23 protein-coding genes and 1 riboswitch are annotated in these 24,552 nt (G+C 46.8%); of the genes, 2 read left to right on the top strand and 21 right to left on the bottom strand.

From position 1 onward, the window contains the following. Nucleotides 1-43: 43 nt before the first annotated feature. The 7 genes from mazG to pth all read right to left on the bottom strand — a co-directional run bounded on the left by mazG (nt 44) and on the right by pth (nt 10,296). The gene (gene mazG, locus MHI48_RS00245) at nt 44-1,537 is read right to left on the bottom strand and encodes a nucleoside triphosphate pyrophosphohydrolase (protein ID WP_405142704.1); all 1,494 of its coding nucleotides are present in this window, start codon (nt 1,535-1,537) and stop codon (nt 44-46) included. A gap of 149 nt (nt 1,538-1,686) precedes the next feature. Beyond that, entirely contained in the window at nt 1,687-3,435 is a 1,749-nt protein-coding gene (locus MHI48_RS00240) for an oligosaccharide flippase family protein (RefSeq protein WP_405142702.1), read from the bottom strand. A 166-nt stretch (nt 3,436-3,601) separates the two neighbouring features. After that, on the bottom strand, nt 3,602-4,144 hold the full coding sequence (spoVT, locus tag MHI48_RS00235) for a stage V sporulation protein T (protein ID WP_036606123.1): 543 nt from the start codon (nt 4,142-4,144) through the stop codon (nt 3,602-3,604). 331 nt (nt 4,145-4,475) lie between these two features. Beyond that, nucleotides 4,476-5,624, bottom strand: coding sequence for a peptidylprolyl isomerase (locus MHI48_RS00230; protein ID WP_127551186.1), 1,149 nt, complete (start codon nt 5,622-5,624; stop codon nt 4,476-4,478). After that, the gene (gene mfd, locus MHI48_RS00225) at nt 5,608-9,135 is read right to left on the bottom strand and encodes a transcription-repair coupling factor (protein ID WP_036606125.1); all 3,528 of its coding nucleotides are present in this window, start codon (nt 9,133-9,135) and stop codon (nt 5,608-5,610) included. The genes MHI48_RS00230 and mfd overlap by 17 nt, the downstream gene beginning before the upstream one ends. Nucleotides 9,136-9,407: 272 nt before the next feature. Further along, the gene (locus MHI48_RS00220) at nt 9,408-9,638 is read right to left on the bottom strand and encodes an anti-sigma-F factor Fin family protein (protein ID WP_017691368.1); all 231 of its coding nucleotides are present in this window, start codon (nt 9,636-9,638) and stop codon (nt 9,408-9,410) included. A 97-nt stretch (nt 9,639-9,735) separates the two neighbouring features. Beyond that, the gene (pth, locus tag MHI48_RS00215) at nt 9,736-10,296 is read right to left on the bottom strand and encodes an aminoacyl-tRNA hydrolase (RefSeq protein WP_036606126.1); all 561 of its coding nucleotides are present in this window, start codon (nt 10,294-10,296) and stop codon (nt 9,736-9,738) included. Nucleotides 10,297-10,435: 139 nt separating this feature from the next. Here pth and MHI48_RS00210 point away from each other — a divergent pair, with 139 nt between their 5' ends. Then, a complete protein-coding gene (locus tag MHI48_RS00210; protein WP_076216763.1) occupies nt 10,436-10,636 on the top strand; it encodes a hypothetical protein in 201 nt (66 codons plus the stop codon). Between the two features lie 300 nt (nt 10,637-10,936). Here MHI48_RS00210 and MHI48_RS00205 read toward each other — a convergent pair whose 3' ends face one another. The 14 genes from MHI48_RS00205 to MHI48_RS00140 all read right to left on the bottom strand — a co-directional run bounded on the left by MHI48_RS00205 (nt 10,937) and on the right by MHI48_RS00140 (nt 23,901). Further along, nucleotides 10,937-11,890, bottom strand: coding sequence for a ribose-phosphate diphosphokinase (locus MHI48_RS00205; RefSeq protein WP_017691370.1), 954 nt, complete (start codon nt 11,888-11,890; stop codon nt 10,937-10,939). 101 nt (nt 11,891-11,991) lie between these two features. Beyond that, on the bottom strand, nt 11,992-13,383 hold the full coding sequence (gene glmU, locus MHI48_RS00200; protein WP_405144567.1) for a bifunctional UDP-N-acetylglucosamine diphosphorylase/glucosamine-1-phosphate N-acetyltransferase GlmU: 1,392 nt from the start codon (nt 13,381-13,383) through the stop codon (nt 11,992-11,994). A gap of 77 nt (nt 13,384-13,460) precedes the next feature. After that, nucleotides 13,461-13,655: a hypothetical protein gene (locus MHI48_RS00195; RefSeq protein WP_124118801.1), complete on the bottom strand. Its 195-nt coding sequence runs from the start codon at nt 13,653-13,655 to the stop codon at nt 13,461-13,463. Between the two features lie 83 nt (nt 13,656-13,738). Beyond that, nucleotides 13,739-14,023 carry a septation regulator SpoVG gene (spoVG, locus tag MHI48_RS00190; protein WP_017691372.1) on the bottom strand — a complete coding sequence of 95 codons (285 nt, stop codon included), beginning with the start codon at nt 14,021-14,023 and terminating at the stop codon, nt 13,739-13,741. Nucleotides 14,024-14,211: 188 nt separating this feature from the next. Continuing rightward, nucleotides 14,212-15,039, bottom strand: coding sequence for a pur operon repressor (purR, locus tag MHI48_RS00185; protein ID WP_017691373.1), 828 nt, complete (start codon nt 15,037-15,039; stop codon nt 14,212-14,214). 97 nt (nt 15,040-15,136) lie between these two features. Further along, nucleotides 15,137-15,991 carry a 4-(cytidine 5'-diphospho)-2-C-methyl-D-erythritol kinase gene (gene ispE / locus MHI48_RS00180; protein WP_036606140.1) on the bottom strand — a complete coding sequence of 285 codons (855 nt, stop codon included), beginning with the start codon at nt 15,989-15,991 and terminating at the stop codon, nt 15,137-15,139. Nucleotides 15,992-16,140: 149 nt separating this feature from the next. Further along, the gene (locus MHI48_RS00175) at nt 16,141-16,317 is read right to left on the bottom strand and encodes a small, acid-soluble spore protein, alpha/beta type (protein WP_017691375.1); all 177 of its coding nucleotides are present in this window, start codon (nt 16,315-16,317) and stop codon (nt 16,141-16,143) included. A gap of 257 nt (nt 16,318-16,574) precedes the next feature. Further along, nucleotides 16,575-16,850, bottom strand: a complete 276-nt coding sequence (veg, locus tag MHI48_RS00170; RefSeq protein ID WP_017691376.1) for a biofilm formation stimulator Veg — start codon at nt 16,848-16,850, stop codon at nt 16,575-16,577. 153 nt (nt 16,851-17,003) lie between these two features. After that, nucleotides 17,004-17,900, bottom strand: a complete 897-nt coding sequence (gene yabG, locus MHI48_RS00165; protein ID WP_405142697.1) for a sporulation peptidase YabG — start codon at nt 17,898-17,900, stop codon at nt 17,004-17,006. Between the two features lie 59 nt (nt 17,901-17,959). Further along, entirely contained in the window at nt 17,960-18,862 is a 903-nt protein-coding gene (rsmA, locus tag MHI48_RS00160) for a 16S rRNA (adenine(1518)-N(6)/adenine(1519)-N(6))-dimethyltransferase RsmA (protein ID WP_100528122.1), read from the bottom strand. 4 nt (nt 18,863-18,866) lie between these two features. Beyond that, on the bottom strand, nt 18,867-19,412 hold the full coding sequence (gene rnmV, locus MHI48_RS00155; RefSeq protein WP_017691379.1) for a ribonuclease M5: 546 nt from the start codon (nt 19,410-19,412) through the stop codon (nt 18,867-18,869). Nucleotides 19,413-19,567: 155 nt separating this feature from the next. Next, nucleotides 19,568-20,752: a 3D domain-containing protein gene (locus MHI48_RS00150; protein ID WP_091039099.1), complete on the bottom strand. Its 1,185-nt coding sequence runs from the start codon at nt 20,750-20,752 to the stop codon at nt 19,568-19,570. Nucleotides 20,753-21,025: 273 nt separating this feature from the next. Further along, nucleotides 21,026-21,279: riboswitch (cyclic di-AMP (ydaO/yuaA leader) on the bottom strand. A 241-nt stretch (nt 21,280-21,520) separates the two neighbouring features. Continuing rightward, nucleotides 21,521-22,291 (bottom strand): TatD family hydrolase, encoded by a 771-nt coding sequence (locus tag MHI48_RS00145; protein WP_174806491.1) that lies wholly within the window; start codon nt 22,289-22,291, stop codon nt 21,521-21,523. Nucleotides 22,292-22,623: 332 nt separating this feature from the next. After that, the gene (locus MHI48_RS00140) at nt 22,624-23,901 is read right to left on the bottom strand and encodes an HD domain-containing protein (protein WP_036606129.1); all 1,278 of its coding nucleotides are present in this window, start codon (nt 23,899-23,901) and stop codon (nt 22,624-22,626) included. Between the two features lie 317 nt (nt 23,902-24,218). On the opposite strand from MHI48_RS00140, the gene MHI48_RS00135 reads away from it, so the two are divergent. After that, complete coding sequence (locus MHI48_RS00135; RefSeq protein WP_017691383.1) at nt 24,219-24,473, top strand: AbrB/MazE/SpoVT family DNA-binding domain-containing protein; 255 nt, start codon at nt 24,219-24,221, stop codon at nt 24,471-24,473. Nucleotides 24,474-24,552: the final 79 nt, after the last annotated feature.

The raw sequence follows: 24,552 nt of genomic DNA, 5'->3' as shown, positions 1-24,552 counted from the left end.
GATGGAATAAGGTTTATCGGTATTTCCCAGAAAATTGAACCCGTTATAATCCTGCCTTCTTCGCATCCTGCCAGAATTGCTCCATCTCTTCTACATTGCTATCTGCTGGTGTTCTTCCCTGTTCACGCAAACGCTCCTCGATGTACTGGAACCTCCCGACAAACTTGCGGTTGGTCGCAGCAAGCGCCTCTTCCGGGTCCGTATCGATGAATCTTGCAACGTTTGCGGCTGCGAATAATAAATCACCCAGTTCGAGCTTCCGTTCTTCCGCAGACTGGCCTTGTTGCACCGCTTCTTTCAACTCCGCCAGTTCTTCCTCGATCTTGGCAAACACACCTTCAACATCATCCCAGTCAAAGCCTACTTTGGCTGCTTTCTTCTGTAACTTGTATCCCTTCATCAATGCAGGCAAGTCACGCGGTATACCATCCAGCACGGAAACTTTCTGCTGATCCTGGCCTTTGCGCTTCTTCTCCTCTGCCTTCATCTGTTCCCAGTTCTGAAGAGCTTCATTCGCATCTTTTGCCTGATTATCGCCAAAAACATGTGGATGGCGGAAGATCAGCTTATCATTCAAACCTTCGATGACATCATACACATTAAATGTGCCCACTTCTTCTTCCATCTGGGAGTGCAATAAAATCTGCAGCAGCAGATCACCCAGCTCTTCTTTCATATGGTCGGGGTCATCCTCATCGATCGTCTCAATGACCTCGTAGGTCTCTTCAATCAGGTTTTTGCGAATGGATTGATGTGTCTGCTCCTGATCCCATGGACAGCCACCCGGACTGCGAAGAATATTGACGATCTCATGCAAACGCGCAAAGGAACGGCGACGCAGGGCATCATCAGTGTTCTTCGGTACATAGATCAGTGACAGATTGCCGTACCCTTCGATCCGGTCCAGTTCGTGCAATGGGATCTTGTGAATGACCTCCTGACCCTGCACACCCAACGCATGTCCTACAAATACGGGATAATCATCCGGGTAAACCTCCATCAGGCATAGCTTCACATCTGAAGCAGTGAACACATCGTAGACTTGTCCGATCAACGTATGTAACTGTGGTTGTACCAGTTCTGTGTTCAGGCTGCTGGCATCCAGGAGTTGAAAACCTTCGATTGGATCGAATCCAAGTCGTATAAAAGCTTCATCTAGGAAGCTCTCCCCGCCCATCACACGCAGTGAAATACCCATCTGCGGACAACGCTCTTTGAGTAGGCGCACACTTGCTTCTGCCACCATGGGATGACCCGGAACGGCATACACAACTTCGGTTCCGGCCTCACCCTTGCGAGCAGCCTCTATCAGTTGGTTCGCGATCTCATCATATACTTCGGGGAAGGAGGACTTCGCCTCATAGATGGCATCAAATGATGTCATCTCCAGCCCCTCTTGCTTCAGATCATTCAATACGGGATGATCCAGGGTACGTACATACAGCGTAGCTGCATGTTTCATTTTTTTGATAATACCTACGGTCAGTTGGTCTGCATCTCCAGATCCAAGACCCACTACGGTTAAAGCTGCACTCATTACGTAAACCTCCATCCGGACTATCCTGTCCAGGCTCAATGATTCATCATGCCTGAACAGGACTATTTACACGTATTATACCAGAATCATTCGATATCCTATAATTGCATATTCGCTGTGCTGGGTGTAGAAGCACTGTGAGCATGGAGCTAGCGCAGCACACGCAGTCTGCGCAGCAGCTTGGCAAGGCGAGGCCCCAACTTGGGCACAGCCGCCAGCTCCGCGGCGGTCAGTAGCATTGTCCGGGCCGCCGCCAGCAAGAACACGGCCGAGCCTGCGGCAATGCCCAGCAGGCTCACGCCCATCGCGGCCAGCCGGCGTTCGGCCGCGATACCCATGCCGCCGAGCATCGCTTCGGCGGCCCAGGCCGTGCCTAACGCCGCCAGACTCATGGCGGCGATTACCAGCGCCGGCTTCGCCAGAACGGCGCCAGGGGCAGGGCGCAGGGCGACAAGTCGCGCCAGCAGCGCCACATTCAGGCCAGCCGCCAGCATGTAGGCGACTGCGCCTGCCAGGGCCGCGCCGCTGATGCCCAGCGCCGGCACAAGCATGACGTTCAGCAGCGCCTTGACGCCTGCGGCGGCTAGCATGCTGAACGCGGGTGCGCGCACAGCGCCGAGGCCTTGCAGCAGCGCCGCCGCAATAATGCTGACGGTGCTGCCCGCAGCCGTCAGCGCCATGTACCGCAGTGCTTCGGTGCCTGCGGCATCTCCGTACAGCATGCGGTTAATCGGCTCCGCCAGCACCGCGAGACCCGCGGATGCCGCCAGGCCGATCAACCAGAACCAGCGCAGAGCGAGGCCTGCTTGCTGCCGGACGGCTTCTGGCCCGCCCTTTAACCGGGCTTCCGCCATCGCCGGAATAAACAGCACAGATAGTGACGTAGCCAACATCGTCACCAGTTGAACCAGCGGCAATCCACGGTTGTAGATGCCGAAGGAAACCATCGACTGAAGCTCATCCAGTCCTTCTCCTCGCAGCAATCGGGGCACGGTGAAGGTATCCACCAGATTCATCAGCGGTACAGCCAGCGACCCGAGACAGACGGGAATGGCGTACATGAGCAGCGTCTTGATCCACTCACCATTGGATCGTGATCTTTCTGCCAGAGCCGGGTTAATAGCACTCACCGTTTTCTTCAGCGGCTTAACCGGTGTATTCTCCTGACGCTCATGACGATCTGATCCAACCTCTCCGCTGTTACTGCTCCATTCCGAATTCAACTGTTCAGTGACTGCTTCCCTGTCTTTCCGCCGATGACGGACCATGTACCCTAACATGGTTAACAGCCCAACCATCCCACCAGCAACGGAGCCCATCATGGCACCAGCAGCAATAGTCTCAAGCGAAGCGTCCCGTCTCATCAACCACAGAAGAAGAACAATCATGACGGTGACACGTATCGTCTGCTCCACCACTTGTGATACTGCTGTTGGAACCATCTGCTGTAATCCCTGAAAATATCCACGCAGCCCTGTCATCACCGGTACGAATAATAACGCCCATGAAGCAGCACGAATCGATGGAACCACATGGCGGTTGCCAATCATGTCAGCGATCAGCGGCGCACCTGCATACATCAAGAGCGCCATTATAATTCCAATTCCCCCGAGCAGTAGGGAAGATAGTCGAATAATTCTTCTGCTCTCGTCTGGTCTTCCGAGTGCGTTCTGTTCTGCTACGAATTTGGATACGGCCAGCGGCAGCCCTGCAGCAGCAAGCGTGATAATGAGCATATATAACGGATACACCGTATTGTAGATGCCAAATACACCGTCTCCCCCCAGATTCTGCAGCGGAATCTTCTGAAAAGCACCAATGATTTTAGAGATAATGGCAGCAAGCCCAAGTATAAATGCACCCTGTAGCAGCCTTGAGCCTGTAGACGGCTGTTTCATAAGTCCCTCCCGCGTAATCCTTTTAAGCATACCTTGCTATTATAACTGCCTGAAGGCACACAGACTAACCCTCCCCCATCACAATCATCCGGATTAACTTTGTTGTCCCTTAAAATGCAAAAACTCCCGTATGCCCAAGACAGGGCACCAGGAGTTGATCTGCGGTCTATTGTTCCATTTGCTTGCCAAGGAAACCAGCAGCCGTCTCAGACATCTTCACTTCCATCTGAGACATCTTAACTGATTCGTCCTTATTGAACAGGATAACCGTTCCGATGGGGTCACCACCTGAAATAATCGGCGCAATAACAAAAGAGGATAACGTCTCGTCATGATCTTTGCTAAGTTCATAAGAACCATTGTTTGTTTCCAGAATGGTCTTCCTGTTTTCCATACATCCCTCTAACAGTTGACCTACCTGCTTGTCCAAATATTCTTTCTTGGAGCCGCCTGCCACCGTGATAATGGTATCCCGGTCAGAAATCATCGTTACATGTCCTGTACTCTCATACAGGGATTCTGCATATTCTTTGGCAAAATCACCAAGTTCGCCAATTGGCGAATATTTTTTAAGGATAACTTCTCCATCACGATCCACGAAAATTTCCAGTGGATCACCTTCACGAATACGTAACGTACGGCGGATTTCTTTTGGAATGACCACACGACCAAGGTCATCTATACGGCGGACAATACCAGTAGCTTTCATTTCACATGTTGCCCCACTTTCTCGAGAAGATTTTTCAACTACTGTTCCTTAATGGGTAGAGGAAAGTCCCAGAACGTTTAGTGTGATATCTTGACCATAGTATTCATCTGTTCCCATTTCCTTATACATGCTTCGGAGAATATAGTTGTGTAACTTTCGAAGAAGGCGACCATTTACCCATATGACTTGAATATATAAAAGAAGAAGCAAGAAGGAGGTCCTAAGTCCTCCCCTTGCTTCTCTGTATGGTTGTCCATATTTACGAAGTACAAGGCATTCATTCGGGCGAATTTAACCCCTGAACGTATGCTAACACAGCAATTTTACCAGCTTACTTGCTGCTTGTACCTTCATCTGTAGTTGCATCTTTGTCTGTTCCAGTCGTACCTTGGTCAGTCTTGGTATCCGTACCTGTGGAGTCATCCGTTTTTGGTTCGGTTGTTTTTTCTCCTTCAGTTCCTGTACCCGTAGTGCCTTCAGTCTTACCTTCTTCAGCTTTTTCTGTTTTTGGCAGTTTAACTTCTTTTACGATTTTGTCCAATTCATTTTGCATGAACGTATCGATTTCGGCTGCAGCCAATTGGCTCTTCAGACTTTCTTTTTGTTCAGCCGTCAATTTGGCAAAGTCAGCTTCTGTACGAGCTTCCACTTTCATGACGTGGTAACCGTACTCTGTCTCTACTGGATCACTGATTTTGTTCAGTGGCAATGTTTTTGCAGCTTCCTTAAATGCCTCTACCCAGCTACCTACAGGTGTATTTTCATACAGTCCACCCTTTTCAGCAGAACCTGGATCTTCGGAATATTTTTTTGCAATTTCAGCAAAATCAGCTCCGCCATCCAACTTGGTTTTTACTTCTTTTGCAATTTTAAGTGCATCTTCTTTTTTACGCTCTTTTTGCGTTTTTGGATCTGTGAAGTTAATCAGCACGTGACGAACGGAAGCCGTTGTGAACTGATCTTTGTTTTTCTCAAACTCAGCCTTGATTGCATCATCCGTAACGCCTGTTTCTTTATCTTTGATTACTGTCATGATCCGAGTCATGTAGTCTTTAATGTTGTCGTCAGTCAGTTTCTGAGCTTTGAGCATTTCTGTCCATTGATCTGCCTGAACAGAAGCTTTCATTTTATCGAATTGCTCAGTTGCCGCTTTTGTACCTGCTGTTTTGGCTTCTTCACTTGCTTTGCCACTCAGATATTCATAAGCAACTTCCTGTTTCACCAGATACTCTTTGAAATCGTCCATATCCATCATTTGTGCATACTCCGGATAGAGGAATTTCATGACACGTTGCTCCATGTCGAATTCATTGGCTGTAATAGTACCACCATCATACGTAGCGACTACAGCACTTGTATCCGTGGATTCAGGTGTTTTTGCTTCTTCCTTCTTGCCACATGCAGCAAGCAGTGATAAGGATAGTACTGCAACCATGCTCACAGACAGTACTTTTCCTACTTTTTTATACTTTGGTAACATCCTTTAGTTCCCCCTTTGATTTAAAAGCAGTTTTCATGGACTCCAGAATTTTCTCTACCAGCTCCATCAGTTGCTTATCCCCAAGCCCCTTGCCTTTTGCGTGAATCAGCATATGGGGTCCTTGTTCAAATTGTACACGTCTTTCGAACTGATTTCCAATGTGCGCGATTTTCGAGAGTTCAAAGGCATGTTCACGCCCTTCATAGAACTTCACGGTAATGTCCTCACCACGTTGGGAAATGGACTCAATACCGTAGATTTTGCCGTATACTTTCATCCGCGCAACAGCCAGCAAGTTAATGACGGCTTCCGGAAGATCACCGAATCGGTCAACCAATTCGTCTTCCAACTCCATCGCATCGTCGAAGGATGCAATGACCGCCACTTTTTTGTAGATCTCAATCTTCTGAATACTGTCATAGATATAATCGGACGGCAAGTAGGCATCGATACTGAGATCCAGCGTTGTGTTCCACTGGTCTGAAGGTACCGGCTCTTCGCCAAGCATCGTAACTTTGCGTTTGTTGATCTCCTCTGCGAGCATCTGGGAATACAGATCAAACCCGACGGAAGCGATGAAACCATGCTGCTCCGCTCCTAGCAGATTTCCCGCACCACGAATCGACAAGTCACGCATGGCAATTTTGAATCCTGAACCCAGTTCGGTAAATTCTTTGATTGATTGCAGACGTTTCTCAGCAACTTCAGTAAGCACTTTATCCCGTTGGTACGTAAAATAGGCATACGCAATACGGTTGGAACGACCCACACGTCCGCGCAGCTGATACAGCTGGGAAAGCCCCATTTTATCCGCATCATGTACGATCAGTGTATTTACGTTCGGAATATCTACCCCGGTCTCGATGATACTTGTGCTCACAAGCACGTCATATTCACCATCCAGGAAGTCCAGAATCGTTTTCTCCAGCTCTGTTTCCGACATCTGACCATGTCCTACACCAACTTTGGCTTCAGGCACAAGTTCAGAAATTTCGGCTGCCATCTCCTGGATTCCCTGAACACGGTTGTAGAGGTAATACACTTGCCCACCACGGGCAAGCTCACGCTCAATGGCTTCACGTACAAGCGCCTGGCTGTGTTCAACCACATAGGTCTGCACCGGGAAACGATTCTCTGGTGGAGTCTCGATAACGGACAGATCACGCACACCCAGCATGGACATATGAAGCGTCCGCGGAATCGGCGTTGCCGTAAGTGTCAGCACATCCACATTGGTTTTCAGCTTCTTCAGTTTTTCCTTATGGGTTACACCGAAGCGCTGTTCTTCATCAACAATGAGCAGTCCCAGGTCCTTGAACACCAGATCCTGTGACAGCAATCGATGCGTCCCGATAACAATATCCACTGTGCCTGCCTTGATGCCTTTGGCTGTTTCATTCTGCTCTTTACGGGAACGGAACCGGCTAAGCACATGAATGTTGAACGGATAACCGGAGAAGCGCTCACGGAACGTCTCAAAATGCTGCTGGGCCAAAATGGTTGTTGGCACGAGTACAGCCACCTGTTTGCCTTCAATAGCTGCTTTAAATGCAGCCCGAATAGCCACCTCGGTTTTGCCGTAACCAACATCCCCACACAATAAACGATCCATTGGACGGTTTTGTTCCATGTCCTTTTTGATTTCTTCGATCGCACGCACCTGATCACGTGTCTCATCGTAAGGGAACATGTCCTCAAACTCCTGCTGCTCCGCGGAATCCTTGTCGAATCCAAACCCTTTGGAGGTCTGACGCTCTGCATACAGCTTAATTAGATCATCAGCAATATCCTGTACAGATGTGCGGACTTTATTTTTAACCCGTGTCCACTCATTGCCGCCCAGCTTGTATATTTTCGGTTCTTTCTCTTCGGAACCAACATATTTCTGGATCAGATCGATCTGCTCAATAGGTACAGACAGTTTGTCTCCACCCGCATAGAGAATATGCATGTAGTCCTTATGAATACCGCCAACTTCGAGGGTACCGATCCCCAGGTACTTACCAATCCCGTGGTTCTGGTGAACGACATAATCGCCCACTTTTAGCTCGCTATAGGATTTGATCCGTTCAGCATTATCTACATTCCGAATCGGTTTGCGTACTTTACGCTGTTTTTGCGAGAACATCTCGCCCTCGGTCACAACAGCCAAATGAATGGACGGCATTTCAAATCCCGTTTGCAAATTACCGATCATCATCTCTGGCTCTGGAATATCATAGTCCATCAGTACCCGGCGCATCCGCTCGAGTCGCTCCTCACCGTTCGCCAGCATGAGCACTTTGACTCCGGCCTTCTGCCAACGCTCCATCTCTGCCTTCAGTACATTCATCTGTCCATGGAAATCCTGCATGCCACGACTGATGAAGTTCAGAATGTTTTGTGGTTGAGTGTGTGGAACTTGGCGCAAAAAGATCGACATAAACAGCGTCTGGAATGGACGCTCATACAAGAGTTCATCACCGTCTGCGGATAATGGAAGATCCGGAAGTGTTTTTCCGTTTTGCATCAAATGTAGGTTCCACTCTGATTCATCACGGTCCAGCTGTTTTGATGTCTCCGATAGTCTGGCAGGCTCATCAAGAACCAGCAGGGTATCTTCTGGCATATAGTCGTAGATCGTTTTGTTCTCCGGATAGAGCGGAGAAATATATTTATACATTTCGGAGAAATACACGTGTTCCCGCAAAAGCTCGATCTCCCGGTGAATTTCCTCACGAAGACGCAGCTTCGCCTGCCGGTCCGTCATTTTCTCCAGCTGTTGCTCCAGCAAAAGAGCAGCCGCATCGGCAGCCTTTTCCATACGTTCACGATCTGCAATTAACTCCTTGCATGGTAAAACCGTAATTTCTTCAATCCGTTCAATCGAACGCTGATCCGCTGGATCAAATGTCCGAATGGAGTCGATCTCATCATCAAATAACTCCACCCGATATGCGATCGATGAAGTAACCGGATAGAAGTCGATGATACCTCCGCGTACACTCATCTCACCACGAGATTCCACGCGTTCCACACGCTCGTATCCGAGCTTTACCATCTCCAGCAGGAAGGAGTCCAGTTGAAGTGTGTTACCCTGTTTGATCAAAATTCGAGCATTGGCCATCACTTCCGGAAGCGGAACATAACGTCTTACCCCGGAAAAAGGAATAACAACAACGCCCCTGAATCCCTGGGCGCAACGGACCAACACATCAATACGCTGACCCAATGTTTCCGGGCTGGAAACAGCAGCTTCCGCAGCGACAAGCTCGTTGGCAGGATAGATCAACACCTGATCAGGTGAAAGCGCTTCCTGTAAATCTTCTGCAATTTTTTGAGCTGAAAACATATTATGTGTTACTACGAGCAATGGTCGGTTCATTTCCTGATGCAGAGCAGCCAGCATAATCTGACGCGCCGAGCCGGATAGACCCGAAACCAATTGTTCCTTCATGCCGGACTTGATTCCGGCTGTAATGGATCCGAAGTCCGGATCTTTGGAAAAAGCCTGTATAAGTGCTTGTAACAAAAGGGGCACCTCTCTTATAACTTACTTGATTATCTCACGCATACGCGTAGCATCACTATTAAAATGGATACAAATTCCTTTTTGTCCTGTTTCATCATATCGGATTACTCGCAACATTGCCACATCTGTTGATGCGGCTGAGCCTGATTTCGAGATAGCCATGACTTTCATGCCAACTGAAAAGAAGCCTCAGCAGGCTGCCAAGGCTATAAAAGGTGGAGCGTTATTACGCAACCGCCCTCAACTGTCATTCGATCCTGTACAGGCGATGTCTACTGAAGCGGACTCGCGAGCAGGCTAAGCTCCGGATTGTGCTCCAGGGCTTCCTTACAGTAATCACATGTAATCCGAACGGTAATGTCACCACCGGAATTATACGCTATTATATCCCTCCGCTCGTCGGGGGTCAAGAAATGAAAGCCGAGCTCTACTTCCGTTATCCGGGCAGAATCGATTCGTCCAATAAAGGTACGGCAATGCCTACATACGTAATTCACTGACATGTTTATGCCTCCTGAACATGGTTTATACATCCAGTATGTCCAGTATGGCTGAATCGAACCCGTCTTTATGATCATTTTACCAGTATGTCTTACAAAATTAACCGTTAAACTTCGCCATTGTTTGTTCAAACGTATGAGTCAAGCTATGCTCCAGGGCATCACATGTTTGCTCAATGGTCTGATCAAGGGCTTCCTTTTCTTTCTTCATAAATGTCGACAGTACATAATCAACAATGGCATGTCCTGGTTCAGGCCGGGATATTCCCATGCGCACCCGGTTAAACTGCTGTGTACCGGTATGCTGAATAATGGACTTGATTCCATTATGTCCGCCTGCACTACCTTGGTAACGTAATCTGACTTTGCCAATCTCTGTATCCATGTCGTCGTACACAACAATCAGATCTTCAAGACTAACTTTATAAAAATCCATATATGCTCGAACCGATTCACCAGACAAGTTCATATAGGTCATTGGTTTGATCAGTACGGTTTTCACACCGCCAATATTGCCTTCTCCAATCAGCGCTTTACATTTATTCTGTGTAATGGAGATATTATGACGATCAGCCAACCGATCCAGTGCCATAAAACCGATATTATGACGGGTTTTGGCATAGTTCGAGCCTGGATTTCCAAGTCCGACAATCCACTTCATCTTGTTCCCTCCTTCGGATTAGCCTGAGGTGAGGCATAGACTTCGAATCTTATATTTCATATAATATCAAGAAAGTAAAGATCGATTTACTGTAGTGTTCACAGTTAATATTTTATCGACCCAGGAAGGTGAGCGGGTTTTGCGCGAAGACAATGGACAACTGACTCAACATAGCGATTTTATCTATCATCTCGAATATCACGTACCTGTACAGGTATACGACCGCGACACCCATATTGAGATTGGTCTAATCACACGTTTCGATAATCAATTCGTCGAAATTGCCAATACGCTTTTTCATCGGCGTCGTTTCCGATTTATCTCCCGCCCCGGGTATTAACCATATTAAGATGAACGAACCATTTTACACTGGATCACTGCGCGTGCAGAAACATCTTCCGATCGCTGTTATCCCCAGATTTTTTGATTCCCTTTTCAAAGGGAAAATCCGGTGATAAAGGCGAACGCTTCGCTTCTTCAGATCTTTTCTGCCCTCTCCGTTATTGTGTAAATGAGTAGTTCAAACTTATATGGACTGACCAGCGTCTGTTTCACCTTTAATAAAACGGCACGCCGACAGGGGTTACATTTTCCATTGAACCGGAAAACGTAACCCCTCTACTACTTTATGCAGACATCCTTATTCAATTTCAAACAGCTTGCTGATTGACAATTCCTCATGAACCCGGATAATCGCTTCTCCGAGCAAAGGCGCTACAGACAACACTTTGAGTTTGCTTGTCGGATTAGCATGCGTAATTGGAATGGTATCCGTTACGATGACTTCCTTCAATGGTGCATTCTCCAAACGTTCCATCGCAGGTCCGGACAATACCGGGTGAGTACAGCACGCGTATACTTCTTTTACGCCGCCTTCCATCAGAGCATTCGCTCCCAGTACAATCGTTCCCGCCGTGTCAATAATGTCATCGATCAGGATAGCTGTTTTACCCTCGATGTTACCGATAATGTTCATCACTTCGCTCACATTTGGCTCAGGACGACGTTTATCGATAATCGCCAGGGGTGCATTCAGGAAATCAGCCAGTTTACGTGCGCGCACTACGCCACCGTGGTCAGGCGACACAACAACCGGATTTTCGATCTGTTTCGACCGGAAATATTGAGCCAGAATTGGCACGCCAAGCAAATGGTCGACTGGAATGTCGAAGAATCCCTGGATCTGCATTGCATGCAAGTCCATCGCGATGACACGGGTTGCACCCGCTTTTTCAATCAGGTTAGCAACCAGTTTCGCTGTAATCGGGTCACGCGAACGTGCCTTGCGATCCTGTCTTGCATAGCCATAGTAAGGAATAACGACGTTAATCGTCTTGGCAGATGCCCGTTTGAGTGCATCAATCATAACGAGCATTTCCATCAGGTTATCATTAACCGGCAAGCAAGTGGACTGCACGATATAAACGTGACAACCCCGAACACTCTCGGAGAGTTTCACTTGAATCTCGCCATCACTAAAGCTGGTTGTGTGAGATTCACCCATAGGGATCCCGATATAATCAGCAATTTGATGGGCGAGCTTGGGGTTAGAATTGCAAGTAAATATTTTTAATTTCGAATCAAAATAAGTCATAAAATAAAAACCCTCCGTGCTGGTTCATTGGAATCAATAAGCGTCTGCGACATGTCGGCACCTCCCCGATCTTCGGGAGGCAATCTTGTTATCAAAACCCCTTATTGGGGTTTGGCATTTTGTTTCTTGGCTTTGGCACGTCCGCGAATCTTCTCCGCATAACCAGGTTTATTCTCCTGACGTGGACGAGCAATGGCCAGATCATTCTCGGGAACGGAATGGGTAACGGTGGAGCCAGCAACCACATAAGCGCCTTTTCCTACCGTAATCGGTGCAATCAGATTAACGTTGCTGCCTACAAAAGCATCATCTTCAATCGTTGTCACAGCTTTATTATAACCATCATAATTGACAGTTATTGCCCCGCATCCAACATTTACGTTTTTCCCTACTTTGGCATCCCCAATATAGCTGAGATGAGATACTTTGGAACCTTCATCAATTGTAGCATTTTTCACTTCAACAAAGTCACCAATTTTTACGTTGCGACCCAGTTTGGTCCCTGGACGCAAATTAGCAAATGGACCTACCGTTGCATCAGAACCAACCTCGGCATTGGATACTACCGAATGTTTAATTGTAACTCCGTCCTGAATAACACTGTCTTCCACATCTGCCTGAGGACCAATATGACATGCTTCACCAATGGAAGTTGTGCCTTTGAGGATTGTCCCCGGATACAGAACTGTATCTGATCCAATCGTAACATCCGCTCCGATATATGTCGATGACGGATCAATGATTGTCACACCGTTCAACATATGGCGTACGGCAAGACGTTCACGCATGAAGGCTTCGGCTTGCGAAAGTGCAAGTCGGTCGTTAACCCCGATGGATTCTGCGATGTCATCCGACATGTAAGCTTCAACCACTTCTCCATCATTGCGGAAAATGCCAACTACGTCTGTGAGATAATACTCTTCCTGAGCGTTCTGGTTCGTCACTTTTTCCAAGGCAGCGAACAATTTTGCATTATCGAAACAGTATGTGCCTGTGTTAATCTCATTCACAGCATCTTCCTGCTCTGTGCAATCCTTTTGTTCCACAATCCGTTGTACAGATCCATCTTCTCCGCGAATGACGCGGCCATAACCTTTGGGATTGTCCAACTGAGCCGTAAGAACTGTGGCTGCTGCTCCGCTGCTCTCATGCAACTTCATCAGACCTTCCAACGTCTCACTGGTCACAAGTGGTGTATCTCCGCAGACCACAATCGTAGAGCCAGTTTCACCGCCAAGCAAGGATTTAACCTGCTTCACTGCATGACCTGTACCCAGTTGTTCCGCCTGAAGTGCATACTCCGCTCTGGAACCCAAAAATGACTGCACCGCTTCGGCACCATGACCGACTACAACTACACTGCGTTCAACGCCTGCGCTGAGTGCTGCATCCAGCACATGTCCAACCATAGGTTTACCGCATACGGGATGCAGTACTTTGTACAATTTTGATTTCATTCGTTTTCCTTGCCCTGCGGCAAGAACGATTGCCATTCGTTTCAAAATTAACGACCTCCTGTTCTGAAAATCCCATTGAAATGCATTGCTGATATATATCCAATGAGTATCGTTCAGCCGGCTTCAAGCCGGTCCTGTTCATCGCCTGCTGTCTCTGTAATCACACGTAACAACGCGGACACCAACGAATCGTGACCTATATGTATACGCCGTGTACCTGCGAGCTTAACCGAATCCCAATGATTCCTAAGATGCCGCCCTGCCACCAAGCGCACGATGCGCTTTTTGTTCTCTGCTAATAAACTCAATACTGAATATATCTTATTCCGGTCAAAAAGAAAAGAGAGCCATAAGACATGGCTCTCTTTTCCTTCGAACCCCAATAATGTTCTCAGGCACCTTCTTCAATGACTTCTTCCTCAGTTGCCGCACGATCGTATTCAGTCAAAACTGCTGCCTGAATCTTCTCACGCGTACCGGAAGAGATCGGGTGGGCGATATCACGGAACTCTCCATCAGGAGTACGTTTGCTCGGCATAGCAACAAACATTCCGTTGTTACCATCAATGACACGAATGTCATGAACGACGAATTCGTTATCGATGGTAATGGATGCGATAGCCTTCATTCTCCCCTCCGAGTTAACACGGCGGAGTCTGACATCCGTAATTTGCATGTGTGTGTTCACCACCTTTTTCCATCAGAACTTGGTGTATAATTCCACACAGCATATACGAACTCCTTCTTTTTATAACCACAAAAATTTCCTAATTTCAGGAATTTTTTTATTTAATACACAATTCGACAACGTTCATGCCAGGTCGATGGAAAAGACCTTTTAACGACATAACATTCGTCATCTTTCTACAGGTCAAAATAGTTGCCAGGCTTGACGGAAATCTGTCTGCTCTTGGCATCAACCGCCGTCAGTTTCGCCAGAGATACGTAATCTGTTAACAGGCGTTCTTCTGAATCTACAGAACCAGATTCCACCAGTACCCCTACCCCGGCTACTGTAGCATTAAACTCGGCCAAAAGATCGATCATTCCTTGCACCGTACCCCCGGCCTTCATGAAGTCATCCACAATAAGTACTCTGGAATGCTCACGCATCGCCCTGCGGGACAGGGACATGGTATGCAGACTTTTATGGGACCCGGATACATAATTGATACTAACGGCCGATCCTTCTGTAGCCTGATGGTCCCTGCGTACGAGCACGACAGGCAGGTTGAGCTGGGCTCCGGTCGCATAAGCCAATGGAATTCCTTTGGTTTCTACCGTCATAACCACATCAATATTCATATTGCCAAATGCCGTTGCAAAAATCTTGCCGGCTTCATTCATCAATGCGGGCTGACCAAGCAAGTCGGACATGTACAGGTATTCCCCAGGCAAGATCCGATCAGGTTGCGCGAGCTGGGTAGAGAGCCGCTCCGCAAATGCCAGTGCCAGTTCTCGGGATACCTTCGGAATCCATCTTACTCCCCCGGCTGCTCCAGCCAGTGTATGCAGTTCTCCTGACCCACCTTCTTCGAACACTTCTTTGATAATCGCCAAATCTTCACTAATTGAAGACTTTGCGGCACCATAACGTTCGGCAAATGTGGTCAACGGAATAACCGTATGCGGTCTGGACAATAAGTATTGCGTCATTTCAACCAGCCTTGCGCTTCGTTTTAACTTCTTCACAGAGATCCATCCTCACGATCACGGAAACATCCAAATCCGAATAATTATTTAAGAATATAACACCTTTATACGTGTTTGTACATTATAAAAGCGAATTTTACGTTAACATACGTACAGCGTACACTTCTTTACAGAACCCACGCAGACCATTGTATATCCGGGCAACCTTGGATTCTTTGGAAACCAGACCAAATACCGTTGGACCGCTACCGGACATTAACACGCCGTCTGCACCCAATCGAATCATGGCATCCTTCAGATGCTGAACTTCCGGATACAGCTTCAACGTTACATCTTCAAGCACATTGCCCATTTGGTTACAGACTTCCGTAAATGATTGATTGCGAATAGCCTGCTCCATTTTAGCTGCACTCGGATGACGAACAATCTTGTCACTGCGGAACCTTCCGTACACATCGGCTGTAGACACATTAATCGGAGGCTTGGCCAGAATTACCCAGCATTGCGGCGGATTAGGAATGGGAGTTAACTTCTCACCACGGCCTGTAGCGAGTGCAGTCCCTCCTGTGATACAGAATGGAACATCCGACCCAAGTTCAGCTCCAAGCTCCTGCAGTTCGTGATCCGGTATATTCAACCGCCACAGACGGTTCAATCCACGCAGCGCTGCTGCTGCATCACTACTGCCGCCGGCAAGTCCGGCTGCAACTGGAATCTTTTTATCCAGATGAATATGGACACCCGTACGCACGTTATAGCGCTCCTTAATGAGTCTGGCTGCCTGGAAAGCCAGATTCTTCTCGTCGAGCGGGATATAACCCGCCTGACTGGAGATGAAAATAGTATCTCGCGGCAGCTCCGACATTTCCAGCCGATCAGCTAGATCGACCATGGTCATGATCATTTCAACTTCATGGAATCCATCGCTTCTTTTATGTAAAACGTCCAGCATCAAATTAATTTTAGCAGGCGCTTTTTCGTAAATTTTCAAGGCGTTCACCCGTCCTCACCTTTTCCCTAAGACAACTTAACATATTATATCAAAATGGGGCTGTCAAGTCATTTGTATTCCGCATCTAAGGGGAAAAAGCGGGGTTATTCCTGACGGATTTCCCCGCTTTTCAGTCTGCTTGAACCGGATTAAGATTTGCGGGCAGCCTGCTCAGCAAGTTGAATGGCTCTTTTCACCATGTTTCCTGCATCCTTGGCTTTAATTCCGCCCCAACCTTCCTGTTGCACCGTATCATAGAAGCCCAGGTCTTTCGCGAGCTCATTCTTCAGATCCTCTGACATGACACTTCTTCTTCTGCGACTCATGAACCATCCTCCTCCAAAGTATCCTTCATAATGTGATGAGTTCGTTGTTCGTTCACGTTTTGGACATTTTGTCACCAGGCCATATTCAGTTTCCTGCATTGCTTAAGAAACTGTCCCTTCACCTGTCCATATAGTATGCCGCGACCGTTCCTCGCTCATTCCTGAGTATGTATGGGTTACGTTAGAGGGAAAATTGGTGTTTTAAGAAAACAAAAAAGCGATCCGCCTTGTGGGGCGAATCGCCTGTAAATCGATACTTACGTCTCCATATAGGAGCTATGCGTCTGGCTGCCCGGGTCATAAACCATGACTTCCACCGATTCCGTAAGTATATCCGCATAACTATAAGATACTCGCTTGAAGGTTTCTTGCTCCTCATCAAGCTTAACAATAAAAACAGAAGGGTACGTTTCTTCCAATACACCCGTACGCTCAATGGTCTTACGGCGGCCACCATTAGCCCGCAACATAATTTTCTGACCAATATGTGCATCGAGATTGCGTTTGATATCCAACAGCGTGTTTTTAGCCATTGTCGACGACCACCTCTTTTCTTGTCCATTATACCGGATTTTACAGTCATTGTCAAATCAAAACTAATTATTATATCAGCATCAAAAAGTTGTTGTCAATGAATTTTTTTGCAAACAAAAAAAGCCCCAAATTGGGACTTTAAATGGCCTACATCAGACTGCCGACGGGTTCACTTTTAGCGTAGATAAATCATTCAGCCCAGGCAGACCTACCCGGTAACTCCCCCGTGTCTCGACACCACCCACACCCTGGCTACCACTGATGGTATTGTGCAGAACATCACTCATGTTGACCGTATCGCGCACAGAGGTAAAGGAGGCCTTGGCTGCCACATAGACCGGATCAAGTGCATGAATGAGAATTCTGCCTGGGGAACTGGCAAAGTTCGCTCCAGCGCGCAGCAGTGCCTCAAAATGGGACTGACAGGCCCCTGCAACAATAGTGAGGGCGTCCAGATGGCGTTCATATTGTCTGGCCACCTGAATGGCCGACACAAAATTTTGCGAGTTCTTGTAGCTACCAAGACTATATAAGTCATAGGGCTGACGTGTCTTTAACACCCCATCATGACCCGTAATAACTACGATATCCGGACGTACTTTGGGTAATAAGCGGTATAAGGTATCTGCCATTGCCGATTCATGGACATACTGTCCCTCTGCGGGCACACGAAGTTGCTCATAGAGATCCATACTTTTTTTCAAATAGTTCGGATCTCCATCCAGATGAAGCACCTTTCCAGGCATTTCAAAATAAGCCGGTTCCTGCTGGGTAGTCCAATCCTGTACCAGACCTTCACGATTCCGCTCAGCCTGTTCCATACGATTCTGCTGCAGACGGGACAGGGTCTGATGTGCTTTAATATGCGCCTGTCTGGTCTTGGCGCTTTGTGGTTCGTAGGGAACCTGTATCAAATCGTCCACCGGGGAATCGGCAATCAGCCGGAACTCAGTCCCTTTAATGACCGCAGCATCCAACTGGAGGCCTTCCACCCGAAAAGTCACATCGCCGCCGTATGACTTCCGAACGACCAAGTCTCCGATATTCATCAACGTAATCACCTCTACCCCATCGTATGGGCAAAGACCCGGTTTGGTTCATTCAAATTTTACAGCGCTGCACGTACCCCAGCTTCCCACATTACGGTGCTGAGTGTGGCATACTCTTGCAGACTCAATGTCTCTCCACGCCGGGACGGTTGAATACCTGCCTGCTCCAGCAGAATGTCTGCCTGTTCCCGGTTCTCCTTTGTGAAGAAACGTGCCTTCAAGTTGTTTGAGATTGTTTTTCTCCGCTGGGCAAAAGAAGCCTGTACCACTTCGAAGTAGTGTGCTTCATCCGGAATCTCCACTGGCGGCTGCTCACGCACTTTCAGCTTAATGACAGCTGATTCCACATTAGGTTGCGGAATGAAGACCGTAGGAGGCACAATACACACAAGTTCCGGCATACTGTAGTACTGAACTGCGATGCTCAGACTGCCATAGTCTTTTGATCCAGGTGCAGCAGCCATGCGTTCAGCCACTTCTTTTTGGATCATGACAACAATGCTGTCTACCGGCAGTTTCTCTTCCAGAAGTTTCATCATGATTGGAGTCGTTACATAATAAGGCAGGTTAGCCACAACACTGACTTTGTCCACGGATGCAAAATCCGTATTAAACAACTCAGCCAGATCAAGCTTCAACACATCCCCATGATGTACACGTACATTTGAATAAGGCTGCATCACTTCTCCCAGGATTGGGATTAAGCGCTGGTCAATCTCTACGGCTGTGACGGGACCGGCTACCCGAGCCAGTCGCTCCGTGAGTGCTCCAATACCAGGCCCGATCTCCAGTGCGCCCTTGGACTCGTCCAAATCGGCTGCATTAACAATTTTGTTCAGTATATTTTGATCGATCAGAAAGTTCTGACCCAGACTTTTCTTAAATGAGAATCCGTGTCTTTGAATAATCTCTTTCGTACGCTTGGGCGTTGCAATTTCAATCGTCTCTTCCATGTTCTTCATATGCTCACAATCCTTCACGTTCAATTTGCGCTAATGCTGTAGAGAACTCTTCCCGTGTAATCTGAAATACACTGAGACGTTTGTGGAACTGCTTACCGTTACAATAACCGATGCCCAGCAGATTGCCCATCTCCATGCGACGTGCAGCAGCCTGCGGATGCACAATAAGTCCTGCCGCGATCAGGTCCTCCCAATCGATCAGGCTCGGAGCACCTTCGTATGAAGTATGTACGCGCGCCAGAGCATGACGGATCGCCTCTGGTGAGGCATTCTCCACCCCAATGTCCCCTTTGCGCGTTGCATCGGCTTCCGGGATGAAGGCATGTTTGCAGCCTGGCACCTTGTTCGCGATAATTTTTCGAATGCGTTCGCCAGCATGATCCGGATCTGTCAGTACAATGACTCCCCGTCTCTCCTGAGCAAGCGCAATCCGCTTCAGAATGCGTTGGTTGATTGCTGATCCACCTGTTTCTATGGTATCGGCTTCCACGGCCCGACGGATAGCTACCGTATCGTCACGGCCTTCCACCACAATGACTTCTTTTATCATGTTCCATTTCTTCCTTTCTAACGCAAAAAGAAGAGGAATATCCTCTTCTCTGCCAAACGGCGGGGGAGACTGAATTCAGACTCCTCCGCCGCATATTCCGCATGAATCATTCATGCAACTATTTTATAGCATTCCCATTTCAAAGTAAAACGATTTTAGTTCGCTTCCGGCTTCACCGGACCGATCACGTAGACCGTCTTGCCTTTCTTACGTCCAAAATTCAGGGCATGCTTCACACTGTCATAATACACATCAATTTTGTTGCCTTTAATGGCACCGCCTGTATCTTCCGCACGACGGAATCCCAGACCTTCGATATATACCCACCAGCCAATTGGAATGACTTTGGGATCAACCGCAATGGTGCGTCCTTCCGTTACACGAGTACCGGAAGCTGTTTTAGTTCCAATGCCAGGCTCTTCGGAAGAGTAAGCAGTCATGGATACATTTTTAAGTACTTTGGAGTATTTAAAAGAAGTCCCGGATACGGTAATCACTTTGCTGCCCGAGGCAGATGTTTTCTTCGAATTCGTTGTTGTAGCCTTTTTGGTTGTTGACGTTTGAGCAGATACGGTCTGAATCTCAGGTTCCTTCACGACCGGTTTTGCTTTGGTGCCGACAGCGATCACTTTATCTACACGATTATTCGCGACAGATTTGCCGACCATTTTTTTGGAGACCAATTCTCCATCCTGAAATACCTTTTCGATATGCTGTACAATTGTGCCTTCTTTGCCGTTCACAACGACACGGTTATCCCCTTTGTACAAGCTAGGGTCAGCCGTTTTAATGACTTTGTAAGCGATCGGTTGCTCTACATCCACTGTACGCTTTGTTACGCGCACTACACGGATCTTCATCTCCGCTTTGATCGCAGTTCCAAGCGCCGGATACACTTTATCATTACTTTCAACTTGAATACCTGATTTTTGAATTGCATCTTCTACCGATGAATCGGTTGTATACAGAGTCTTGGTGTCTCCGTCTGCCGTAATGTTAACTGGAACGGCCCGCTCAATAACGATTCGGTCTCCATCTGTAATCGCCCCATTCATGGACATGGATACCTTATCGTGAGGGCTGACTGTGATCGACTGCTCCTCCAGCATTTCCTGAAGCATTCCTGTACGAGTCTCTACCACCTGAGCTTTGCCATCAATAACCAGCGAAATTTGTTTCCCGGCCTGACCGTAAACGACTAACAAGATCATGATTGTAAGCGCAATTGAGAAAATCGCGATCAATGCCATTTGACGCATGTTCTCATGCTTCCACCGCAACGCGAAAGACTTACTGGATGATCGTGACTCATGGGTCTCTTCTGGTTGGAATGTGCCCACTTCTCCGTCCTCCTTCATAGCCTCGCCGTCTAAAGTAATGCATGATGTCTTTGACGTGACTATACCAAATTTTCTACAGAACACAGATTGGACCAACATAATCCGGTTCTGCACCATGAATCAATCTTCGCAACATGATGTCATCCTCCTGAATACCTACCGTATGATGACAATATTTCTTTTATTCAAAAACAAAAAAGCCAAAGAAAGAGTGTAAGAGGAACTCTTTCGTGGCTTCCGAATGATTTTGAATATCGGAAATTCATGCACGAGGTTGCCTCTCTTTTTCCGCTTGCGAGGTTAGCTGTCGGGTTCGGGCGAAAGAGAGCCGCCCTATCTTGGGTCACCCGCTCATGGCGGACGCCCTTGAATTCACCCCGAGACCCAAAGAAGAAATCAAATACGGCTTCGCAGTTCCCTTCGCTGCTTTTGGGTCAGCGAACGTTGCGCATCGGCCAAATACACCGATGTTTAAGCCCTATTGGTTCCCCCGCTCTCCGTTAACGGAGACTCAGCGAGACTGATTCATGAAAGTAATGTTGTTTCATCGGAAAGTGTCCCTTTGTTCATCCCCCGAACATCTGTCCAATTTTCCGCACAACAATTCACTGAAAAGATGATATCCTGTTTTGATGCATGTTGTAAAGCGTTGATCAAGTACGTTTTTCTGAATATTTGGTTAAAATATTGTAATATTCTTGATTTATTTGGATCAAAGGGCAAATTACCTCCGCTTACCTGCCTTTTTCACCTCATTTGCTCGTTTTTTTAACGAATCCCAAATCGTTCCATGGCATTTTTGGTTGTTATTGCAGCAATTTCCTCCACCGAAATGCCTTTAATTTCCGCAGCTGCCTCTGCAACCAGACGTACATGCGCTGTCTCATTTCGCTTCCCACGATAAGGGTGCGGTGTCAAATATGGAGCATCTGTTTCAATGAAAAACCGGTCCATAGGAACCTTCTCCAGCACCTCTTTGGGTTGCTTTGCATTTTTGAATGTGATCGGTCCTCCGAAGGAGAGATGGAAGCCCATATCGAGGCAACTTTTTGCTGTTTCCCAGCTGCCCGAGAACGAGTGCATCACACCACCAACTTCACTCGCCTTCTCTTCACGCAAAATTCTTATGATATCCTCATGCGCATCCCGATTATGGATGACAATTGGCATGTTCACTTCACGCGCCAAAGCAATTTGTTGTCGTAATACGCGATGCTGTATTTCTTTTGGTGAAGTATCCCAGTGATAATCCAATCCAATCTCACCGATCGCAACCACTTTTTCATGCTTGCATAAAGATGCAATCCACTCCAAATCGCCCTCCTGCATTGTGATCGCATCTACAGGATGCCACCCTACAGCTGCATATATAAAGTCATATGTTTCAGCGAGTTTCATTGTGGTTGGAATTGTCTCCCGGTTAAAGCCAATGTTGATCATGCGACCAACTCCTGCATCCACAGCACGCTGAATCATGTCCTCGCGGTCCTCGTCGAATTGTGGTGCATCCAGATGTGTATGTGTGTCGAACAGCATCATGTCTGTATCTCCCTTCATGTCGAAATAACGACTATCTTCTTTTTCAAAATCCAATTTGTAAAATTCAATAATTCAATGACTCATACATAAAACATTTTGGGTATCTGTGTATTACATCATTACGTTTGTTTCTTCACAACTACAATATATAGAAGATATAAGGATATTCTGATCTATATATTGCTAATTGTGCTCATTCTGCCTGCTTGCATTTACAAAATTATGTCGATCTACATATACTCCCCATTAAAGCAGATTACTGTATCATGGAAAATAGCTCTTTTAGAAAGTGTTTTGATATCGAAATTCTTCATCGGATTATACCCACACGATTACAAGAAATAGGGGCGTATATGTGACGGTAATTCGTGAATAATCGCATCCACCTTGTTTTGCGGGTAATACAAATGATGTTTCCCTCGGTGAAGCCCACTGATGGAACGGACAATGTCAGATACTTCTGACAACTCACGTAAATTGTCCTGTCGATCCAGAAGAAGAATCTGCTTATCTGTGGATTCATCCGGACGAAACACATCATACGGATTATCCGAAGGAAAATCAATTTCAAGATCATATTCGGGATCGAGGCCAGCCTGTACAAAAGCTTCCCGAATCTCTTCCATCATTGTCAAGTCGACCTGTTCAAGCTCTACATACTTATATAACTTGCGATCCATAAAACGTTCGCATAACTCACTCAGAACAGTATCGTCCTCCTTGCGCCACTGCGTAAATGCCGTCTGAATTAATGCTTCATCCAACTGCAAATATTCATCCACGGATAATTCTCCTTCAAATAATTGAGGGAGTGGATCAATCATGAAGCGGAATTGAAAACCATGTTGTAGGAGTGTTTTCGCTCGCTTGAATATTTGCCGCAATATAATTTCAGAACTACGAGTTACCGGATGGAAGTAAATCTGCCAATACATCTGATACCGAGACATTAGGTAATCCTCCACAGCATGCATGCCTGACTCCTTGACTACAATCCGCCCATGATAAGGACGTAGCATCCGAAGGATACGATCAAGGTCAATCGTGCCGTAATTTACACCTGTAAAATAGGCATCCCTGAGCAAATAATCCATTCGGTCTGCATCAAGCGGACTGGTCACCAAGTTCACCACAATCGGCTTTTCATACGTTTTTTGAATGACAGACGCTACTTTCTCAGGAAAATCAGGAGCATACCGTCTTAAGATCGCCCCTACTTCGGTATCACCTGTAATAATGCGACAAGTCCAATCTTCGTGATTCATGTCAAAAGCTTCCTCGATGGAGTGAGAGAATGGCCCATGCCCGAGATCATGAAGTAGAGCTGCACACAGAGCTACAATCTTTTCTTCCTTCGGCCAATCCGAATAATGACTTCTTTCAAATTGAGAGATGATCTTGCGTGTGATCTCATAAACACCTAGTGAATGTGAGAACCGACTATGCTCTGCTCCGTGAAAGGTAAGGTAAGAAGTACCCAGTTGACGAATCCGGCGTAAACGCTGAAATTCCGGGGTGTTAATTAACTGCCATATAACCGGATCTTGCACGTGGATATAATTATGTACCGGATCTTTGAATACTTTCTCTTCCGTTAAACGTTGTTCCATGTCGACTCACTCCTTTAATTTCTTTTATATTAACGCTTTGAGCTCTGCGATTCACCTAAGATTCGACACCATATGACGAACTTTGTCGAATGAAGTAGTTTTGTCGTTTTCCAAATCGACAAAGCTGACATTGAGGTTTAAATGCGAAAAATGGCTTCCAATCCCTTACCACCAGTAACCTTGTGAAAAACAGCCTTAATTTTAAGCTAATTTTAAGGTTGACTGATTTGGGAATCGTTGGTATGATGAGTATCATAAAACATAAAATAATGTCGAATAATGACAAAGATAGTTAGCTGAGAGGAGCACTGATTATAATGATGAAATCAACAGGTATTGTAAGAAAAGTGGACGAACTGGGACGGGTAGTTATTCCAATTGAATTGCGCCGTACGCTCGGTATTGGTGAAAAAGATGCTCTGGAAATCTACGTTGACGGCGAGCGCATCATGTTAAAAAAATACGAGCCTGCTTGTATCTTCTGTGGTAATGCAGAGAACGTTACTTACTTCAAAGGTAAAATTGTTTGTAACGAATGTATTTCCGAAATCCCTGCACCTGTGGCAAAATAAGAAAAACCAGGTATACTGGACTTATCTAAATTGTTATTTCTAACCTTTTTAATATTCCTTAATGACCTTCCCGGTGTGA

This window comes from Paenibacillus sp. FSL H7-0942, from assembly GCF_045040715.1.
Lineage (GTDB): Bacteria > Bacillota > Bacilli > Paenibacillales > Paenibacillaceae > Paenibacillus > Paenibacillus amylolyticus.
Note: the sequence above shows the minus strand (reverse complement) of the source record. Positions and strands in the feature narration are given on the sequence as shown.

Coding starts and splice junctions, on each gene's coding strand:
- mazG (WP_405142704.1), bottom strand. CDS start 1,537: ATGAGTGCAGCTTTAACCGTAGTGGGTCTTGGATCTGGAGATGCAGAC.
- MHI48_RS00240 (WP_405142702.1), bottom strand. CDS start 3,435: ATGAAACAGCCGTCTACAGGCTCAAGGCTGCTACAGGGTGCATTTATA.
- spoVT (WP_036606123.1), bottom strand. CDS start 4,144: ATGAAAGCTACTGGTATTGTCCGCCGTATAGATGACCTTGGTCGTGTG.
- MHI48_RS00230 (WP_127551186.1), bottom strand. CDS start 5,624: ATGTTACCAAAGTATAAAAAAGTAGGAAAAGTACTGTCTGTGAGCATG.
- MHI48_RS00220 (WP_017691368.1), bottom strand. CDS start 9,638: ATGTCAGTGAATTACGTATGTAGGCATTGCCGTACCTTTATTGGACGA.
- pth (WP_036606126.1), bottom strand. CDS start 10,296: ATGAAGTGGATTGTCGGACTTGGAAATCCAGGCTCGAACTATGCCAAA.
- MHI48_RS00205 (WP_017691370.1), bottom strand. CDS start 11,890: ATGACTTATTTTGATTCGAAATTAAAAATATTTACTTGCAATTCTAAC.
- glmU (WP_405144567.1), bottom strand. CDS start 13,383: ATGGCAATCGTTCTTGCCGCAGGGCAAGGAAAACGAATGAAATCAAAA.
- spoVG (WP_017691372.1), bottom strand. CDS start 14,023: ATGCAAATTACGGATGTCAGACTCCGCCGTGTTAACTCGGAGGGGAGA.
- MHI48_RS00175 (WP_017691375.1), bottom strand. CDS start 16,317: ATGAGTCGCAGAAGAAGAAGTGTCATGTCAGAGGATCTGAAGAATGAG.
- veg (WP_017691376.1), bottom strand. CDS start 16,850: ATGGCTAAAAACACGCTGTTGGATATCAAACGCAATCTCGATGCACAT.
- yabG (WP_405142697.1), bottom strand. CDS start 17,900: ATGAATATCGGAGACTTGGTCGTTCGGAAGTCATACGGCGGCGATGTG.
- rsmA (WP_100528122.1), bottom strand. CDS start 18,862: ATGAAGAACATGGAAGAGACGATTGAAATTGCAACGCCCAAGCGTACG.
- rnmV (WP_017691379.1), bottom strand. CDS start 19,412: ATGATAAAAGAAGTCATTGTGGTGGAAGGCCGTGACGATACGGTAGCT.
- MHI48_RS00145 (WP_174806491.1), bottom strand. CDS start 22,291: ATGATGCTGTTCGACACACATACACATCTGGATGCACCACAATTCGAC.
- MHI48_RS00140 (WP_036606129.1), bottom strand. CDS start 23,901: ATGGAACAACGTTTAACGGAAGAGAAAGTATTCAAAGATCCGGTACAT.
- MHI48_RS00135 (WP_017691383.1), top strand. CDS start 24,219: ATGATGAAATCAACAGGTATTGTAAGAAAAGTGGACGAACTGGGACGG.